Annotated in this window: 11 protein-coding genes and 1 pseudogene; 6 read left to right on the forward strand and 6 right to left on the reverse strand. The window is 67.0% G+C overall.

Annotated features, from left to right (window positions below):
- Positions 1 to 42: 42 nt before the first annotated feature.
- Genes sigM through WAX14_RS07365 form a run of 4 tightly spaced genes read right to left on the reverse strand, consistent with a single transcriptional unit; the run spans position 43 to position 7,511 of the window.
- A complete protein-coding gene (gene sigM / locus WAX14_RS07350) occupies positions 43 to 624 on the reverse strand; it encodes an RNA polymerase sigma factor SigM (protein WP_422627434.1) in 582 nt (193 codons plus the stop codon).
- Between the two features lie 49 nt (positions 625 to 673).
- Complete coding sequence (murJ, locus tag WAX14_RS07355; protein ID WP_422627435.1) at positions 674 to 4,591, reverse strand: murein biosynthesis integral membrane protein MurJ; 3,918 nt, start codon at positions 4,589 to 4,591, stop codon at positions 674 to 676.
- Complete coding sequence (locus WAX14_RS07360) at positions 4,588 to 6,921, reverse strand: glycoprotein (protein ID WP_422627436.1); 2,334 nt, start codon at positions 6,919 to 6,921, stop codon at positions 4,588 to 4,590. Before WAX14_RS07360 ends, murJ begins: the two co-directional genes overlap by 4 nt.
- A complete protein-coding gene (locus tag WAX14_RS07365; RefSeq protein ID WP_422627437.1) occupies positions 6,918 to 7,511 on the reverse strand; it encodes an NUDIX hydrolase in 594 nt (197 codons plus the stop codon). Before WAX14_RS07365 ends, WAX14_RS07360 begins: the two co-directional genes overlap by 4 nt.
- 75 nt (positions 7,512 to 7,586) lie before the next feature.
- On the opposite strand from WAX14_RS07365, the gene WAX14_RS07370 reads away from it, so the two are divergent.
- The 6 genes from WAX14_RS07370 to WAX14_RS07395 all read left to right on the forward strand — a co-directional run bounded on the left by WAX14_RS07370 (position 7,587) and on the right by WAX14_RS07395 (position 16,526).
- Positions 7,587 to 9,044, forward strand: coding sequence for a CCA tRNA nucleotidyltransferase (locus WAX14_RS07370; RefSeq protein ID WP_422627438.1), 1,458 nt, complete (start codon positions 7,587 to 7,589; stop codon positions 9,042 to 9,044).
- Positions 9,045 to 9,247: 203 nt separating this feature from the next.
- Positions 9,248 to 13,360 carry a molybdopterin-dependent oxidoreductase gene (locus tag WAX14_RS07375; protein ID WP_422627439.1) on the forward strand — a complete coding sequence of 1,371 codons (4,113 nt, stop codon included), beginning with the start codon at positions 9,248 to 9,250 and terminating at the stop codon, positions 13,358 to 13,360.
- Between the two features lie 91 nt (positions 13,361 to 13,451).
- Positions 13,452 to 13,856, forward strand: coding sequence for a TOBE domain-containing protein (locus tag WAX14_RS07380; RefSeq protein WP_422627440.1), 405 nt, complete (start codon positions 13,452 to 13,454; stop codon positions 13,854 to 13,856).
- On the forward strand, positions 13,853 to 14,641 hold the full coding sequence (gene modA, locus WAX14_RS07385; protein ID WP_422627441.1) for a molybdate ABC transporter substrate-binding protein: 789 nt from the start codon (positions 13,853 to 13,855) through the stop codon (positions 14,639 to 14,641). The genes WAX14_RS07380 and modA overlap by 4 nt, the downstream gene beginning before the upstream one ends.
- 17 nt (positions 14,642 to 14,658) lie before the next feature.
- Positions 14,659 to 15,471, forward strand: coding sequence for an ABC transporter permease (locus WAX14_RS07390; protein ID WP_422627446.1), 813 nt, complete (start codon positions 14,659 to 14,661; stop codon positions 15,469 to 15,471).
- The gene (locus WAX14_RS07395; RefSeq protein WP_422627442.1) at positions 15,468 to 16,526 is read left to right on the forward strand and encodes a sulfate/molybdate ABC transporter ATP-binding protein; all 1,059 of its coding nucleotides are present in this window, start codon (positions 15,468 to 15,470) and stop codon (positions 16,524 to 16,526) included. The genes WAX14_RS07390 and WAX14_RS07395 overlap by 4 nt, the downstream gene beginning before the upstream one ends.
- A gap of 21 nt (positions 16,527 to 16,547) precedes the next feature.
- On the opposite strand, the gene WAX14_RS07400 is transcribed toward WAX14_RS07395, so the two are convergent.
- Together WAX14_RS07400 and WAX14_RS07405 are read right to left on the reverse strand one after the other, a co-directional pair.
- On the reverse strand, positions 16,548 to 18,044 hold the full coding sequence (locus tag WAX14_RS07400) for a DUF4185 domain-containing protein (protein ID WP_422627443.1): 1,497 nt from the start codon (positions 18,042 to 18,044) through the stop codon (positions 16,548 to 16,550).
- A gap of 64 nt (positions 18,045 to 18,108) precedes the next feature.
- Positions 18,109 to 18,491: pseudogene (locus WAX14_RS07405) on the reverse strand (hypothetical protein); the annotation flags it as partial.

An 18,491-nucleotide genomic window follows, 5' to 3' on the forward strand; every position in this document is an offset into this window, starting at 1 on the left:
TGGCGGCTCGATGCCCTCTCACCACAATTAGACGATCCGGCGTCAGGTTCGGTTCCCCGGGTCGTGCAGATCGCCGAGCAGCACGGCCAGTTTGTAGCGGCCGCGTGCGCAGCGACTCTTCACGGTGCCTTCCGGAACGCCGAGCCGGGCCGACGCCTCTCGAACCGAGTACCCCTCGATGTCGACCGCGACCACCGCGACCCGCTGATCGTGGGGCAACGCGTCGAGGGCGGCCGACACGTCGAGCGAGGTTTCGGCCTCGGCGATGTCGTTGCGCGGGGATTGCGGTTCGTCGCCGTCCTCGAGGTACAGGGGGACCGTGCGTCGGGTTCGGTTGCGCCGGATCCGGTCCAGGCAAGCATGGACGACGATCGTGTGCAGCCAGCTACGTACCGCCGCGTCCTCCCGAAACGACGAGGCAGTCCGGTGCGCGGACAGGAGTGCTTCCTGCAGAGCGTCCGCCGCGTCCTCCGTGCAATAGCTGGTTCGGCGGGCAACCTGCCACAGATGGTCGTAGTGGCGGCGCAGCAGCGTAGCGAACGCCTGATCGTCCCCGGCCGCGTGCGCTGCCAACAACTCGGCATCGGACACGGCGATATTTGCGATCCCCCCGAAAATTCGCACGCGCGGATGGTAACCGATTCTCCCGGAGAATCGGCGATGAGCGGCAGGGCTATTCGCTTGCGGTGAAGCCGACCTCGGCGATCGTGCTCTTGTTGCTCCCGCCGCCCCGCGCGAGATCGGTGATCCACAGCAGCACATTCGACGTGCGGCCTTCGGCGGAGATCGGGATTTCGGTGACGCCGGAACCCAGCGTAGCCGAACCGATCACCTGCGTCTGATCGAGCGTCGCCTGAGCGGACGGTGAGCTACGAACCTCGACGACCGTACCCGGATCGTCGGTGGTAACCGAGACCGACTGCAACGCCACCGGTTCCGGGAGCACGAACATGAGACCGACACCGTTCTTGAGGGACGGGAACGGATCGAAGTACGCATCGGTGCTCCACCGTGTACTGGGATCGCCGTCGATCGCCAATGGTGCTGTCGCAGGCGAATCGGGGGTGCCCTGGGGTGAGAACACCGACACCGATGTCGCCGAGACCGGGCCTGCCGCGGCGGGAGCTGCCGCCGGTGCCGCCGCCTCCGGTTCGGGTGCCTCCGCGGTGGGAGTGAGACCGAACTCCTGACTGGTCAGTGGAGCGTCGGAGTTGCTGCCGGCCAGCAGATTCGCGATCCACCAGCCGATCAGCGCGAGCAGCACGACGGTGGTGATGCCGAGTCCGACCAGTGCCATGAGCATCCGCTCGGATCGCTTCTTCTTCTCCGCCAGGGCTTCCGGGTCGGAGAGTGCGTGTGGTTCGGCACCGGGCCGCTGTCCGAGCCGTAGCGCCGGGATCATGTCGGTCTTCTGGTCGACGACCGACGCCTGATCGAGAATGTGCTGCACGGTGGCCGCGGTGCGGATACCGCCGTCGCTCTGCAGTGCCCGCACGGCAACCGCGGAGATCTCGAACGGCACTTCGGAACGCAGCGCCCGCGGTTCGACCAGTGCTCCGTCGGCACCGTGATCGGCAGGCGTCATACCGCCGACAGTTCCCCCCGCGGTTGCCGGAGCACCGGGTGCCGACGCATCGGGCAGGGGCCACCTGGCGGTGATCAGCCCGTACAGGCTCGCACCGAGCCCGCGGACGTCGGATACCGCATCGGAATCTGCGAAGGTCGCGGGAAATGCGAGGACTGCGTCGCCCGCCACACTGATACGGATGCGGTCGGGATGATCGATCGACAGCGCGCTACCCGCGCGGTGAGCAGACTCCGCGGCCGCGGCCAGCGCGCGTACCGCGCGGGCCGCGCCGATCGGAGACGGTTCGGTGGCGGACATCTCCCGCAACGAGCGGCCCGGCGTCCATTCGGACACCACGATGCCGCCCGAACTGCCGCGAACCACATCGAGCACACGAGCCAGTCCCGGCGAGCTGATCCGGCCGAGGCGCAGTGTGCGCGACAGGATGGCCTGCGGCCCGTCGGGGCCGGTGACGTTGGCGGCGCTCTGCTCGGCGTCGACGAACGTCAACGCGACCTCACGGTCCAGTTTGACGTCCTGGGCCTGCCAGAATCGCAGCCCGCGCGCACCGCCGTGCGGGGTGAGCAGCCGATAGCGGCCACCGGCCACGGAGGCACCCGGAATGAGTTCCGGCCCGCGCATCTGCGGTCGCGGTGTGGAGCCGGAAACTCGCAGCGGGGGAAGTTGCGGTGACCCGATCGGGATGACACCGGTGTCGTAGCCGCGGTCGCGCTTCGGGCGTGCGGGACCTTTCGCGCCTGCGGCGCCGCCCGCGGGCGGACGTCCGGGACCTCGCTTCGCGGCACCATCCGGGGCAGTCGCATCGGCGGACCCGGTGGCGCCGTCCGGCGGCGTGACCTGCGTTTTCTTCGCCGCGGCGGAACCGTCCGCTGGTGCCGGCGGAGAACCCGCGTCCGCACGTGCGGCGGCATCGATCGTGGACTTGCCGGCAGCGTGGTCGTCGCTCACCCTGACTCCTTCTTCTTCGACTCGTCCACCTTGTCCGCGGAAAGGGGCGTCGCCCGGACCCGTGAACTGCTGCGACCCGTAGCGTGGGGGTCGGCCCTGCCGCTGACCAGGGTACGGGAGGTGCTGCTGAGCATCGAGTTCCCTGGGCCGATCCCTGATGACCGGGATTACTTCCGTTATCGCGTCGTACGGAGAGCCTCCGTACGAAAGGTAGTCGAGGCGCGGCAGCACCATCGTCTTCTCCGCGTCGCTCTCCGGGTAGCGGCGGCGGGCCGCGGTCGGCGTGTTCGCGGGCAGTTCCCGGTTTTCCGGCCGGTCGGTGGCTTCCGGGATCTCGCCGGCGCCGCGTCCGCGCAGTGCGTCGATCTTGCGGCAAACCGCGGCGGTGATCGCATGGATCTCGGGCACCTTGAGCACCCACATCACCGTCACCGCGACCAGGATCATCAACACCCCGGTGATGCCGACGCGGACGATCGATCCGAGACCACCGAAACGTTCGCTCAGCGCGTCGAGTTGCAGCAACCAGTCTGCGAGCAGGGTCGCCGCGGCGGCTGCGGCCGACGCGAGCACCACGTTCCAGACAGTGCGGCCGACGTTCGACATCTGGAGGTTGCCGAGGGTGCGATGCAGCAGGAACCAGCCGATGCACGCGCCGACCGTGAACGCGATGCCCGTGGCGACACCGAGCAGCAGGACGACATGTTCGCTGTCGCTCGCCAACGCAGGCGCGGCGGCGGACAGGGTGATCTTCACTGCGGTGATCCCGAGGATGATCCATGTCGGTGTCCACGCCTGCTGGCGGGCGTAGAACACCCGAAGGTGGATCAGGACCAGCGAATACGGGATCAGCGTGAACGCCGACCAGCTCACCGCTTGCCCGAGGAGGCTCGCGTTGTCGGCACCGAAGCTGCCGTACCCGTACAGGGCGGTGCCGATCTGAGGTCCGGCGATCGTGAAGAACGTGACGATCGGAATCAGTGCGATCATCGTCAGCCGGGTCGCGACGGACAGATCGTCGACCACCGCCGGAGTGTCGTCCTCGGCGGCGTTGCGGCTCAGCCGCGGCATGATCGCGGTCAGCAATGTCACCCCGAGCACACCGTACGGAAGCTGCAGTAGAGCCCACGCATTGTTGTAGATCGCGGGTCCGGCCTCATCGGCCCCGGACGAGATGTGGGTGGCGAAGACAGTGCCGGCCTGGCTGATCAATACGTACAGGACGATCGCGGCGGCCATCGCACCGAACTGCCGTAGCCGGTCGTCCAGCCCCCACAGCGGTTTCAGGCTGATCTTTTCCCGGCGCAGTGCGGGTACCAGCGACAGCGCCTGGGTGACGACGCCGAGCGTGACGCCGATACCGAGGAGTAGCAGTTTCGGATCGCTCATTCGCACCGGATCGAGGGTGATCTCACCGGGCAGCAGGAAATACAGAACCAGCACTGTGAGGACGACGATGTTGTTGAGCACCGGTGCCCACGCGCCTGGCTTGAAAATCTGCCGGGTGTTGAGGATCGCCGTGAGCAGCGCGGACAACCCGTAGAACAGGATTGCCGGCAGAAGAAGGTAGGTCAGTGCTGTCGTCAGGGTCGTCGACACTTCGCCGGTGTCGTCGAGGAAGAATTGGGTCACCAGGAACGGTGCCGCAGCGGTCGCGAGCAAGGCGGCGATCGCCAGAACGGTCAACGACAGGGTGAACAGACGACGGACGAATGCGGCTCCACCGTCCGGGTCCTCGCGTTCCGCGCGCACCAGCACGGGGACGACGATCGAGGTGAGAACGGCACCGAGCACCAGCTCGGAAATCATGTTCGGAATCTGGTTCGCGACCGTGAAGGAACTGGCGACGCCCGCACCGAGCAGGGTCAGCAGCAGCACCTGCTTGAAGAACCCGGTGATACGGCTGGCCAGTGTCGCGATGGCGATGGAACCGGACGCAGCGAGCAGACTCGAGGTCTTGCGCGACCCGGCGGACGTGGCAGGTGCATCCGGTCCGGTGCTCGCACCGCCGAGCGGCGGCGCCGCGCGACTGTCGCGGGGCGGGTTCCCGGTCATGGGCTTTCGTACCCTTCGTCGGCTGGATCCGGTTCGCCGCGGAACCGGTGCAGAAGTCGCCGGCCCGCCAGGAACAGCAGGAGCGCCCCCGCACAACCGGTGACGATGGCAAGGACCTGGCCGTACGCATTGGAACGTACCGTCACACTCGTCGGTGTTCCGAGTGGCAAGTCGGATTCGGTGGTGAGTGCGAACTCGACGCCGAGTTTCCGCGAGTCACTGATCTGCGCGGGCACCGTCAGTGTCCGGCTGCCCCGAGGCGGCAGCTGGGTCGGTCCGATATCGGTGATCTCCATCTCCTGGGGTGCGTCCACATGCAACTGCACGGTGATACCCACCGGCAGATCGTTCCGCGCGACCAGGACGAGGGGACTCTGCTCGGACGTCAGCGTATAGAAGCCTCCCGGTGAGAGGACCGTCACGCCGCCGAACATGCGGTCCACGGCCTCGCGGACGGCCGTCGACCGGGTGTAGGCGGCATGTTCTGCAGACGCAGCGTCCGACCCGCGACGGCCGGCCAGGCTCATCGACCGCAGCATGTCCTCGCGGAGCGGAGCGAGGAATTTCTGCGGTGTGAGCTGAGCCTGCGGATCCTCGATGAGTGCGAGCTGCAGCGCGTCGAGACGTGGTGCCTGTTCCACGACGTGCCCCACCACGACGTTCGATGCACCGTCGATGATGGCCTGTTCCGGGTACGACAACAGTGCGGCATCCGGCGCATCCACAGTGGCCGCCGCGGACGCGACAACCTGTTCGAACGGGCGTGGTACCGCGAGTCCGGCCCGGACGAGGGTTTCGAGCAGCGACAGCATGTCGGTGGCTTCGTCCTCGGTCGGGCTCCACGTCTGCGACGGCGCGAACAGTACAGACCGGTCCACGGCGCCGGATTCGGCAGGCTCCTCCAATGCGGGCCATGCCAGCGCACCCAGCGCGTCCTGAAGTCGAGCGGTCGCGGAATCCTCACCGAGGTCGTATCGCGCGGATTCGGGCACGAACGACGGTGTGGTCGGCTGTTGACCGACGGCGGCGAGCGCGGCGGCGGCGGAGCTGTCGAACAGGGCCGCGGTGAGCCCGTCGACGCCGGATATCCGGGTCGCGGGCGGCGCTGTGACGGACGACCCGGTGGCCGAGGCATCGACAGCACTGTCGGCCAGGAGTGCGGTGACCGGACCGTTTTCGGCGAGCAGTCGGCCGGCCTTCTCGGTGAGCACGCCGGAATCCGGCCAGGTGACCGCGCGCATCGACGTCACGCCGAGGATGGTGTCGATGATGTCCGCGGGTGCCGTCAGCGCCCCGGTGGCGAGGGTCGCTCCGCCGGCCGACGATGCGGCCACATCGGCCAGCGCGACCGGATCGACCTGGGCGAACGGCACGGCGACGGTGCACGTCGCGCCGGCGACGGCACGTAGCCGCTCGAGCCAGGATATTGCCGCGTCCGTGCCGCTGCCCTCCTCGGCGTCGCCCAGCGGATCGGCCGGATCGTCGACGACGAGGTAGCCGCGTGTCATGTTCGCGACGGTCACCAGCAGATCCGGGTCGACAGCCAGGCACAGGGCTCCGGCGAGCCGACTTCGGTTCTCGATGCCGACGACCGATTCGGCGGCCGAGAGCAGACCGTCGAGGCGACCGCCGATCGCGAGGGAGGTGGCCAACTCGTCGTCGACGAGGCGCACCGGCTCCGTCACCGATCCGGCCACGCCAGCAGCCAGTCGGGGCTTGTCCGCCAGGGGCCACAGCATCGTGACGGCGGCGGGGTCTCCCCCCGTCGGCGCCACCGGAGGCAGGTCCTCGCCGTCGCTGGGTACCGCCAGCACCGGAAGCAGGAACCGGGCGTCGTCGAGTCGTGCTTCGCCGCCGTACTCGGGGGTGCCGTTGACGTTCACGAGCAGTGGATACACGCCGGGTGTGTCGATTCCGAGCGACGGTTCGGTCGCCGAGCGCAGTGGCATGTCGAGTGCGAAACGCCGCTCTTCGTCCTGTTCGAGAAGGTCGTCGACCGATTCGAACTCGCCGACCGTGTCGAATCCGCTCTGATCGAGGGTGAGGGTGGTGCGAAGTTCCGCGGTGCCGGTGATCATCGGCGCGCGTTGCAGTCGCACACTGATGTCCGAGACGTCCCGGTCACCGATGTTGCGTACGGTTCCCGACACTGTCACGACGGGATCGCTTCCGTCGGTGACGACGGACGGCGTGACCGCGTCGATGCGCAGTTCGAGGAAGCGTGACGCCTTGTCGGAATCGGCGTGGGCGGTGGCACCGCCGATCGCCACGAACACGAGTGCGAGCACGACAAGGACCGCAGCACCGGACCGGTGCACCAACAGCATCATCCGAGACGGGCCTCCGGTCCGCCGGCGCCGAGCCGCCATGCTGGGGCCATCTCGGCGATCAATTGATCCGCGACGTCGGCGAGTTTACGTTCGTCGGCGTAGGCGAGTCGCGACCGCAGTTCGGTCAGCGGCACCCAGGCGACTTCGGTGACCTCGACGTCGGCGTCGGACAGTTCGCCGCCGAGATAGCGGAGCAGATAGTGATGCACTGTCTTGTGGACGCGCCGGCCGTCGGTGACGAACCAGTAGTCGATGCTGCCGAGTTCGGCGAGAACCTTGCTGTGGACGCCCGTCTCCTCGTGGACTTCGCGTATCGCCGTTTCCTCGGCGGTCTCGCCCTTCTCGATGTGTCCTTTCGGCAGCGACCACAGCAGACGCCCGCGGCGGTCGGTTCGACCGATCAGCGCCGCGCACAATCGGTCGGGGGGGCCACCGAGCCCGTCGACGACAAGACCTCCGGCCGACGTCTCCCGCACGGTCCTCAACTGGGGTTTGGCGGCGCTCGCCCCGGAACCGAGGGGTGATCCGCCGTTGCCGCCACGCCGCCGCGAGCTGCGGCGGTTGCGGTTGGCACGTTCGGCGGGCGACACCTTGTCGATAGTAGTTGGCGTGACGTCGCTGCCGGTCGAACCACGCGTTTGCCCGCCTCGGTAAGGTTCGAAGACGTGAACTCTCCCTCCGCAGACGCCGATCGGCGTACCCGGCTGCTCGCCGGCGCCGATGTCACGCTGCGTGCCCTGTCGAACGTGCTGGCGCCGCTCGGTGAGCGTTTCACCGCAGCCGGTCACGAGCTGTACCTGGTGGGCGGCAGCGTCCGCGACGCCCTGCTCGGCCGCCTCGGTACCGATCTCGACTTCACCACCGACGCCCACCCCGCTCGTGTGCAGGAACTGCTCCGCGGTTTCGTCGATCACCAGTGGGACACCGGTCTCGACTTCGGGACGGTCAGCGCCGTCAAGGGCGTCGAGCAGATCGAGATCACCACGTTCCGGACCGACGCATACGATCGTGTCACCCGGCATCCCGTCGTCGAGTACGGCACCCGGCTGGAGGACGACCTCGTCCGCCGCGATTTCACTGTCAACGCGATGGCGGTGCGGATCGGACCCGACGGCATCGGAGGCTTCGTCGATCCGCTCGGCGGGCTGGACGCGCTGCTCGCCGGTGTACTGGACACCCCCGCGTTGCCGCAGGACTCGTTCCACGACGATCCGTTGCGGATGCTGCGCGCCGCCCGATTCGTGTCGCAACTGGGCTTCACGCTCACCGAGCGGGTACACACGGGGATCGAGCGGATGGCCGACGAAATCCTGCGCATCAGTGCCGAGCGGGTGCAGGCGGAGCTCGACAAGATGATTCTCGGTGCCTATCCCGTCGACGGCATCGAGTGCATGGTCGAGACGGGCCTCGCCGAGCGGGTGCTCCCGGAGGTCCCCGCGATGAAACTCGAGATCGACGAGCACCATCAGCACAAGGACGTCTACTGGCATTCGCTGACGGTGTTGCGGCAGGCCGTCGATCTCGAGGACGGTGACCCCGACGCGGTTCTGCGCTGGGCGGCGCTCCTGCACGACATCGGCAAGCCCGGCACCAAACGCAACGAGCCGGGTGGCGGTGTGAGCTTCCACCATCACGAGGTGGTCGGGGCGAAGCTCGTGCGCAAGCGCATGAAGGCCTTGAAGTATCCGAAACAGACGGTCGAGGATGTCGGCCAGCTCGTGTATCTGCATCTGCGGTTCCACGGATACGGCAAAGCTCAGTGGACGGACTCGGCGGTGCGCCGGTATGTGCACGACGCCGGACCACTGCTGCCGCGGCTGCACAAGCTGGTGCGCGCGGACTGCACCACCAGGAACAAGCGCCGTGCGGCCGCGTTGCAGGCGACCTACGACGACCTCGAGCAGCGCATTGTGGCGTTGGCGGAGAAGGAGGACCTGGCGAAGGTCCGCCCTGACCTCGACGGCAATGCGATCATGGAGATCCTCGGGATCTCGTCCGGCCCGCAGGTCGGCAAGGCGTGGAACTTCCTCAAGGAATTGCGCCTGGACCGGGGTCCGCTGGGGCGCGACGAGGCGGAGGCGGAATTGCGCCGATGGTGGGCGGAGCAGAGCGCCACCGGCTGAGTCGACCGATACCACCGACCGATATCGCCGAGCGCGACATTCAGGATCCTTCGGACCTGTTTCCGTTCCCTCACCCGCTCACCCATGTTTTCGTGAGCCAGATGTCACGGGGCACGCATCGCAGTTAATGCTCCCGCAACACCCGATCCGCAGCATGGAACCCGGCCGGAATCGGACGGCTCGGCGGGACGAGGGGCGGTGCAATGCAGGGCGACAGCACGACGGTCAGGACTGCCTGCTCCTACTGCGGCGTGGGGTGCGGCATGGTGCTCGACATCGCGACCGATGCGGCGACGGGCGCGCGCCGTGTCCTGAAGGCGTACGGCGACAAGGATCACCCCACCAATCGTGGCCGGCTGTGCACGAAGGGGGCGACGAGCGCCGAGATGCTGGTCGCGGGCGGCCGGCTCGAAACCGCGTATCGCAGGGTGGAGCGCGGAGGTGACCGGGCACCGGTTCCGGTCGCGGCGGCGATCAGCGAAACCGCGCGGCGTCTGAAGGACATCATCGACCGGGACGGCCCCGATGCGGTGTCCTTGTACGTGTCCGGGCAGATGTCCCTCGAAGCGCAGTATCTTGCGAACAAGCTGGCCAAGGGATTCATCGGCACCAATCGCATCGAATCGAACTCGCGGTTGTGCATGGCCAGTGCGGGCACCGGCTACAAGCAGTCCCTCGGCTCGGATGGTCCGCCCGGCTCGTACGAGGACTTCGATCACGCCGATGTGTTCTTCGTGACCGGTGCCAACATGGCCGACTGTCATCCGATTCTGTTTCTCCGCATGATGGACCGGGTCAAGGCGGGCGCGAAGCTGATCGTCGTCGATCCCCGGCGCAGTGCGACCGCCGACAAGGCAGATCTGTTTCTGCAGATCGCTCCCGGCACCGACCTTGCGTTGCTCAACGGACTGCTGCACCTGATCGTCGCCGGCGGGCACGTCGACGCCGAGTTCGTCGCGGAGTTCACCGACGGCTGGGACGCGATGACCGAGTTCCTCGCCGACTATCCGCCCGCGGTGGTCGCGCAGATCACCGGTCTTGCGGAGGACGACCTGCGCACCGCCGCGCGCTGGATCGGTGAGGCGGGCAACTGGATGAGTTGCTGGACGATGGGTTTGAACCAGAGCACACACGGCACCTGGAACACGAACGCGATCTGCAATCTGCACCTGGCGACCGGCGCGATCTGCCGGACCGGCAGCGGACCGTTCTCGCTGACCGGTCAGCCGAATGCGATGGGTGGCCGGGAGATGGGCTACATGGGCCCGGGGCTTCCGGGGCAGCGCACGGTCCTCGTCGAGGCCGACCGGACGTTCGTCGAGGACATCTGGAATGTTCCTCGGGGCACCGTGAGCACGGTGGTCGGCGGCGGCACCATCGAGATGTTCGAGAAGATGGCGGCCGGAGAGATCAAGGCGTGCTGGATCATCTGCACCAATCCCGTTGCCAGTGTCGCGAATCGGAAGACCGTTCTCGAGGGACTCGAGAAGGCCGAGTTGGTGGTCACACAGGATGTGTTTCTCGAGACCGAGACCAACGCGTACGCCGACATCCTGCTGCCGGGAACGTTGTGGGCCGAATCCGAATACGTCGCCGTCAACTCGGAACGAAACCTGACACTGCTGCAGCAGGCCGTCGATCCGGTCGGTGACGCACTTCCCGACTGGGAGATCATCGCGCGCGTGGCCTGCGAGATGGGCTACGCCGACGCGTTCACCTACTCGAGTGCCGAGGAGATTTTCGAGGAGATCAAGGCGTTCTGGAACCCGCGCACCGGTTACGACCTGCGCGGCGTCACCTACGAGCAGTTGCGCGCGACGCCGGTGCAGTGGCCGTGCCCACCGGACGCCGAGTCGACCCGCAACCCGATCCGCTATCTGAATGACGGGACCAGTCGCGCGCTGCTGGTCCGGGGGGACGGCACCGTTCCGCGTCTGGCGTTCGCGACCGACACCGGCCGGGCGGTGTTTTTTCCGCGCCCGCACATGCCGCCCGCGGAAATGCCCGACGACGACTTCCCGATTGTGTTGAACACCGGTCGCGTGCAACATCAGTGGCACACCCTGACCAAGACGGGCAAGGTCGCCAAGCTCAACAAGCTCGATCCGGGGCCCTTCGTCGAAGTCAATCCCGTCGACGCCGAGAGGGTGTCGATCGCCGATGGGGATTCGGTGGAGATCGCGTCGCGTCGTGGGCGGGCGGTGCTGCCTGCAGTCGTCACCGATCGTGTGTTGCCGGGTACGGTTTTCGCGCCGTTCCACTGGAACGACACCTTCGGGGAAGACCTGGCGATCAACGCGGTGACGAACGACGCGATCGACCCGGTCTCGCAGCAGCCCGAGTTCAAGGTGTGTGCGGTGTCGCTGTCGAAGGTCGCGGTTGTCTCTCCCGTCGCGTCGCAGGCTCCGGAGCCGGCGAAATTCGAGGTGTCGGCGGCGCCCGCGGTCGACCGGCTGGCCGCGGCACTGGGCATCGACGAGCAGGCGGTACCGGCGTTCGACGGCAACGAGCAGGTCTATCTCGCCGGTCTGCTCGCCGGGTTGCGCAGTGCGCCCGCCGAGGTGGTTCCGGTACTGCCGGAGTCGGCACCGTTTCCGCCCGCCAAGCGGGTCTGGCTCGACGGTCTCCTCGCCGGTCTGTTCTCGCACGCCCCGGTCGCGGTCCGGTACGCGAATCCTGATCTGCCAGAAGATGACCGAGGTGTGCCGATCGTCGTCGCCTGGGCGTCGCAGACCGGCAACGCGGAGGAATTCGCACAGCTGTGTGTGGACCGACTCCGGGCATCGGGCAGGGCCGCGACCCTCATGGGAATGAACGACATCGACGTCGTGGCGTTGTCGGAGATCGAGGATCTGCTGGTCATCACGAGCACGTTCGGTGACGGTGACGCGCCGGACAACGGTAGCGCGTTCTGGAAGGCGCTCAGCGGGGAAGACGCACCCAAGCTTCCCGGAACACGGTATGCAGTACTAGCGTTCGGTGATTCCAGTTACGAAGATTTTTGTGGTCACGGCCGCCGGATCGATGAACGACTCGCCGAACTCGATGCGACCAGGCTTGCCGACCGGGTGGACTGTGAACCTGACTATCAGGATGCCGCGTTCGCGTGGCTCAATGGCGTCGAGGAAATGTTCCGGGGAACCGTCGCGGGCGGAACCGGAGCCGCCGGGGCCGCACCCCTCGCGGTGCGTGAACCCGCGTTCACCCGGAAGTCCCCGCTCGTCACCAGGCTGAGCCGGAATGTGCCGCTCAGTGGGACGGGATCGTCGAAAGATGTGCGGCAGTTCGGGTTCGAACTGTACGACCCGGCGTTCGAATACGAGGCGGGCGACGCACTCGGGGTGATGCCGACCAACGGCCCGGCGACCGTCGACGAATGGCTACAGGTGTCCGCACTCGATCCGGAATCCCCGGTCGAACTCGGCGACATGCCGACCATACCGTTGCGTGAGGCCGCCACCCGATTTCTCGACATCACCCGGGTCACCAAGGATCTGCTTCGATTCGTTCAGAAGCAGAGCGACAGTGCAGAATTGGGCAAACTCCTCCGCACCGGAAACAAGATCGAACTGCAACGCTGGTTGTACGGCAGGCAAGCGATGGACGTCATCGCGGAATTTCCGTTCAAGGCACCCATCGAGGAGTGGATGCCGGTCCTGACCCGGCTGCAACCGCGGATGTATTCGATCTCGTCGAGTCCGAAAACCGATCCCCGCGAAGTTCAACTGACCGTCTCCGTGGTGCGGTACGCCTACGAGGGACACGAACGCGCCGGTGTGTGCTCGAGCTTCCTCGCCGATCACAGCAAGGGCGTCGACATCCCGATCTTCGTTCAGCGCAGCCCGAACTTCCGGGCGCCGTCCACCGCGGACACCCCGATGATCATGATCGGTCCGGGCACCGGGATCGCGCCGTTCCGGGCGTTTCTGCACGACCGTCGTGAGCTCGGGCACGCGGGACCGAACTGGCTGTTCTTCGGCGACCAGCGATCCGACACCGACTATCTGTATCGCGACGAGATCGAATCGATGCACTCGGACGGGTTCCTGACGAAGCTCGATCTGGCCTTCTCCCGGGATCAGCGGCAGAAGGTGTACGTACAGGACCGGATGCGCGAACACGGCGCCCGGTTGTGGAAGTGGTTGCAGGACGGCGCGCACTTCTATGTGTGCGGCGACGCGAGTCGCATGGCGAAGGATGTGGACGCGACGTTGCGCGAGGTGGTGCAGACCCACGGGCGTCTCGACGCCGATGGGGCCGACCTCTACGTCGAGAAACTCGCAGTGGACAAGCGCTACGTCCGGGACGTGTACTGACCGATCGCGTGCACGGGTATATTGTCTGATCTGTGACGCATATACGGGTGAATAGGCTCTTCTTCTCGGTAGATGAGGATTTGGTACGGCGATGACGGCGCTCCGGATTCGCGACGCCGCGGCGCTGCTCGGCGTCAGCGACGACACCGCCCGGCGGTGGATCGACCAGGGTGTACTCGCCGCAGACAAGGACGAATCCGGCCGCAAAGTCATCCGAGGCAAGGTTCTTGCCGAGTTCGTACGGGGCCAGGCCGGCGACGCTCCAGACCTGCTCGGGGTCGGCAGCTCCGCCCGTAACCGGTTCGCCGGCATCGTCACCCGCGTCGTGGCCGATACGGTCATGGCCCAGGTCGAGATGCAGTGCGGGCCACACCGGGTCGTGTCTCTGATGAGCGCCGAAGCGGTGAACGAGCTCGGACTCGAACCGGGCAGCATCGGGGTGGCCGTCGTCAAGGCGACCACCGTCATCATCGAAACCCCAGGAGGGGCATCGTGAAGCGTGCGAAACTCGTTGCAGCACTTTCCGGAACCATCCTCGTGCTCGCGGCGTGCGGTACCGACAACTCGGGATCGACGCCGGCGACGAGTACGTCCGCTCCGGAGAGCGCCGAGACCATCACCGTGTTCGGCGCGGCATCACTGAAGGCGACATTCACCGAACTCGGCGCACAGTTCGAGGGCATGCATCCCGGAGCCACCGTCGATTTCAACTTCGCGGGGTCATCGGACCTCGTCGCACAGATCACCCAGGGCGCACCCGCTGACGTGTTCGCCTCCGCAGACACCGCGAACATGGACAAGGCGGTCGCTGCCGACACTGTCTCCGGCGCTCCCGCGAATTTCGCGACCAACATCCTCACGATCGTCACCGAACCCGGAAATCCCAAGGGCATCGCGTCGTTCGCCGATCTTGCCCGCACCGACCTGAATGTCGTCGTCTGTGCGCCGCAGGTTCCGTGCGGCAACGCGACCGGTCGCATCGAAACGGCGACCGGCGTCGACATCACCCCGGTCAGCGAGGAATCGTCGGTGACGGATGTGCTCGGCAAGGTGACCTCCGGCCAGGCCGATGCCGGACTCGTCTACGTCACGGACGCCACCACCGCCGGCGACAAGGTCACGGCGGTGCCGTTCCCGGAATCCGCCGACGCGGTGAACACCTACCCGATCGCGGTACTCGAGAATTCGCAGAACCCGGAACTGGCAACGAAGTTCGTCACATTTATCACCGGCGACGAAGCACGACCGGTCTTCGAGGCAGCAGGTTTCGGCGCTCCGTGAATCCGGGCAACCCGAGCATGAGGCGCGGGACGAAATCGAAGAACACGACACCGACGGGCCTGCCGGCCTGGATCTATCTGCCGGCAGCCGTCGGGGCAGTCTTCGTGATCCTGCCGCTGGTGTCGATGGTGCTGGTCGTCGACTGGCCTCGGTTTCCCGAACTCATCACCTCCGACGAATCCCTGGACGCGCTGGCCCTGAGTCTGCGCACCGCCGCCGTCAGTACCGTCCTGTGTGTCCTGATCGGTGTTCCGATGGCAGCAGTCTTGGCGCGCAGCACGTTTCGGTTAATGCCGATCCTGCGATCGCTGGTGTTGCTGCCGCTCGTCCTGCCCCCGGTGGTCGGTGGTATCGCCCTGCTCTACACGTTCGGCCGACGCGGGTTGCTCGGTGAGTATTTCGAGGTACTCGGTCTGCGCATCGCGTTCTCGACGACCGCCGTCGTCATCGCCCAGACGTTCGTGGCCCTGCCCTTCCTCGTCATGAGTCTCGAAGGAGCCCTGCGCACGGCGGGGCGTCGCTACGAAACCGTGGCCGCGACCCTCGGTGCCCGGCCCACCACCGTGTTCCGTCGCGTGACGCTGCCGCTGGTGCTGCCCGGTCTCGTGTCGGGTGCGGTGCTCGCCTTCGCTCGGGCGCTCGGCGAGTTCGGCGCGACCATCACGTTCGCCGGCAGCTTGCAGGGGGTCACCCGCACTTTGCCGCTCGAGATCTATCTGCAGCGCGAAACCGATCCCGACGCGGCGGTGGCACTGTCGCTCGTGCTCGTGCTGGTTGCGGTCGTGATCGTCGTGGCCGCGCGCGGTCGCCGGATCGCCGGTGCCCTGTGAGTGCCCTGTCGGTGCGTGCCTCGGTCGACGCGCGGAATCTCGAGTTGTCGATCGACGTCGAATCGGGTGGTGTCCTGGCGGTCCTCGGACCGAACGGTGCCGGCAAGTCGACGCTGCTGAGCCTCGTTGCGGGGCTGTTGCGTCCGGACAGCGGGCACATCGTCCTGGGCGACCGCGTCCTCGTCGACACCGACGCCGGTGTCGACGTGCCGCCGCACCACCGGTCGATCGCGTTGCTGGCGCAGGAGGCGTTGCTGTTTCCGCACCTCACCGCCGTCGCCAATGTGGCGTTTGCTCCGCGCAGCACCGGAACCGGACGGCGCGAGGCACACCGGGTGGCGATGCACTGGCTCGAGGCGGTCGATGCGGCCGAGTTCGCGGAGCGCCGCCCGCGTCAGCTGTCGGGTGGTCAGGCGCAGCGCGTCGCGATCGCCCGTGCGCTCGCCGCGCAACCGGAACTGCTGATGCTCGACGAACCGATGGCGGCGCTCGACGTCACGGCGGCTCCCGCGATCCGTTCGCTGCTGCGGCGCATCCTGCGTGAGCAGAATCGCACTGCGCTGATGGTGACGCACGACCCGCTCGATGTGCTGGCACTCGCCGACCGGGTTGCGGTCGTCGACGGTGGGAAGGTCGCCGAAACAGGTTCGGTCCGTGATGTTCTCACCCGCCCACGGAGTGCGTTCGCGGCGCGGATCGCCGGTGTGAACCTGGTTCCCGGCACGGCCACCGCCGACGGACTCGATACCGAATTCGGTCCGATCGTCGGTACCGTCGGAGAAGGCAGCGGTCCCGGCGACCGTGCCGTCGCGGTGTTCTCCCCCGCTGCTGTCGCGGTGTACGGAGAGCAGCCACACGGCAGCCCCCGCAACAGTTTTCAGGTCGTCGTCACCGATCTGGAGGCACGCGGCGCCACCGTGATGGTCCGTGCCGCCGGCAGCGGTATGGCTGCCGAGATCACCGCTGCCGCCGTCGCGGATCTCGCCCTCGAGCCCGGTTCCCGAGTGTGGTTCGTCGTCAAAGCCACCGAGGTCGGCATCCACCGCTCCCCCTGACTCCGGGTGATGGGGTTTCCCTCACCCGGTGAGCTGGGCGCGCATGAGATAGACGTTGTAGCTGTCCCATTCCGACATCGTGAAGTACAGGTCGTCGCCGTCCGACCACGGGTGGATGAACCCCCCGTACGCCTTCGGGTAGTCGGAAGTGCGCACCAGAACGGCCGGGTCCGACCACTGTCCCTGCGGAGTGGCGGCCTGACGCAGCACAATGGTTCCGGCGACCGGATCGAGGTAGCTCATCTGCCAACGGTCGTGCTCGGCGTCGTAGCGGACCGACAACTCGGACGCGACACCCGCGAACAGTGGAGTGGCGGCATGCTCTGCGGCAGGAATCCACGCATCGTCGACCCAGTACTGGTACGCGGTCGGGTTCAGGACGTCCGCAGTGGGGACCCGGGCGAGTCCGACGGTGCCGATGCGTCCGTTGGGTGTGCCGAACATGTAGACGTGATCGCCGTGCGGCACCATCGTCGCGACCTGGAACCGGCCGATACCGAACAGATTGTCCCAACGGGCGTGCTGATCCTTCGTCCACGTCTGCCCCTGGTCGTCGGACCAGGCGATGCCACCGAGGTTCGTGTACCACATGCCCGGGATGGTGCTCCAACGCCGCACCGACATGTAGCTGAGGTACTGCCGGTCGCCGATCGCGAACCCCGACGTGGGGATGACGGTCGTCTCGAAGTTGCGCACGTGCCGCGAATCGAGGATCTCGGCCGCATGGCACGGGCTGTCCTGGACCATCGAATCGATGGTCATGCCGTCGGACAGGTCGGCATCCGAACTGAACCCGAGGACGTTGCTGCGCCAGTCGCTTCCCGTGGCGCCCGGTGGCTCCCAGTCCAGGCCGAACGTATCGCCGAATGCGACGGCCACCTCACCCGGCCGCGACTCCCACATGATCCCGAGGTCGGTACCGCTGACCTGCCAGCGGGCGTCGGTCCGATTCTCCGATCCGGGTCCGGTCAACTGCGACACCAAGGAGACCGCGCCCACCCCGGGTGCGCCCAGGCGACCGGCGGCCGGTGCCGGTTCGACGGGCGGGACCATCGGGTGCGGTGCAGGCTGCGGCGCAGGCGGTTCCCCACCCGGAACGGGGATCGGAATGGTCTCGGGTTGCGGATCGATCTCGAGTCGCGGCAGCACCGACGAACCGCTACCGGAACCGCTGCTTCCCTGGTCGATCCCGATCGGTACATCGGGTGTCGCGGTGATCTCCGGACACGGGTCCATGCACGGATCCGCGGGTAGCGGTGCCTGCGGAATCCGGGTGGTGTCCGGTACGGGACCCGGAACTTCGACCTGCACGAACTCGGGGTACGGGACCGGAATTTTCAGCACGCGGGGAATGTCGATAACGGGTCCGCCGGATTCGGGTCGCTCGGCGGCCGGATCGAAACCTGATTCGCCGCACGAGTTCACCGGGCCGGCGCCGTCGGCGGTCGCGGGCACCGCGAGAAGCGGCAACGTCAACGATGCGAGTGCCAGCGACGTGAGGACCGCTCGACGGGACATGGACGCCTCCTGACGGAACCGCACTGATGCGCTGAACCTGCAGAACCTAACAAATCGCGTCGGTTCACGCCCGGAGGTGGCGCACGGCGAGCACCCCGGCGAGTCCGGACAGATAGATCCCGACGCCGAGAACCGCGAGTCCGGGTGAGCGTCCGTCGGGTGCGACGACGACTGCGGCCGCCGCGATCGCGGCGAGGAACGCGATATTGAACACCGTGTCCTGAAGTGCGAACACCTGACCGCGTCGGGCGTCGTCGATCTCGATCTGCATTGCGGCGTCACCGGTGAGCTTGACGATCTGCCCGGCGAGACCGAGCAGGAAGGCCGCGACGAGCAGTGCCGTCTGGGTCAGAAGGGTGACGAACAGCAGTTGCACGACGGCGGCCGTCAGCAGCGCGCAGGTGATGGTGCGGGGCCGCCCTGCTCGCGGCAACACGATCGGGGTGG

It is taken from the genome of Rhodococcus sp. (in: high G+C Gram-positive bacteria) (genome assembly GCF_049299235.1).
GTDB lineage: Bacteria > Actinomycetota > Actinomycetes > Mycobacteriales > Mycobacteriaceae > Rhodococcus.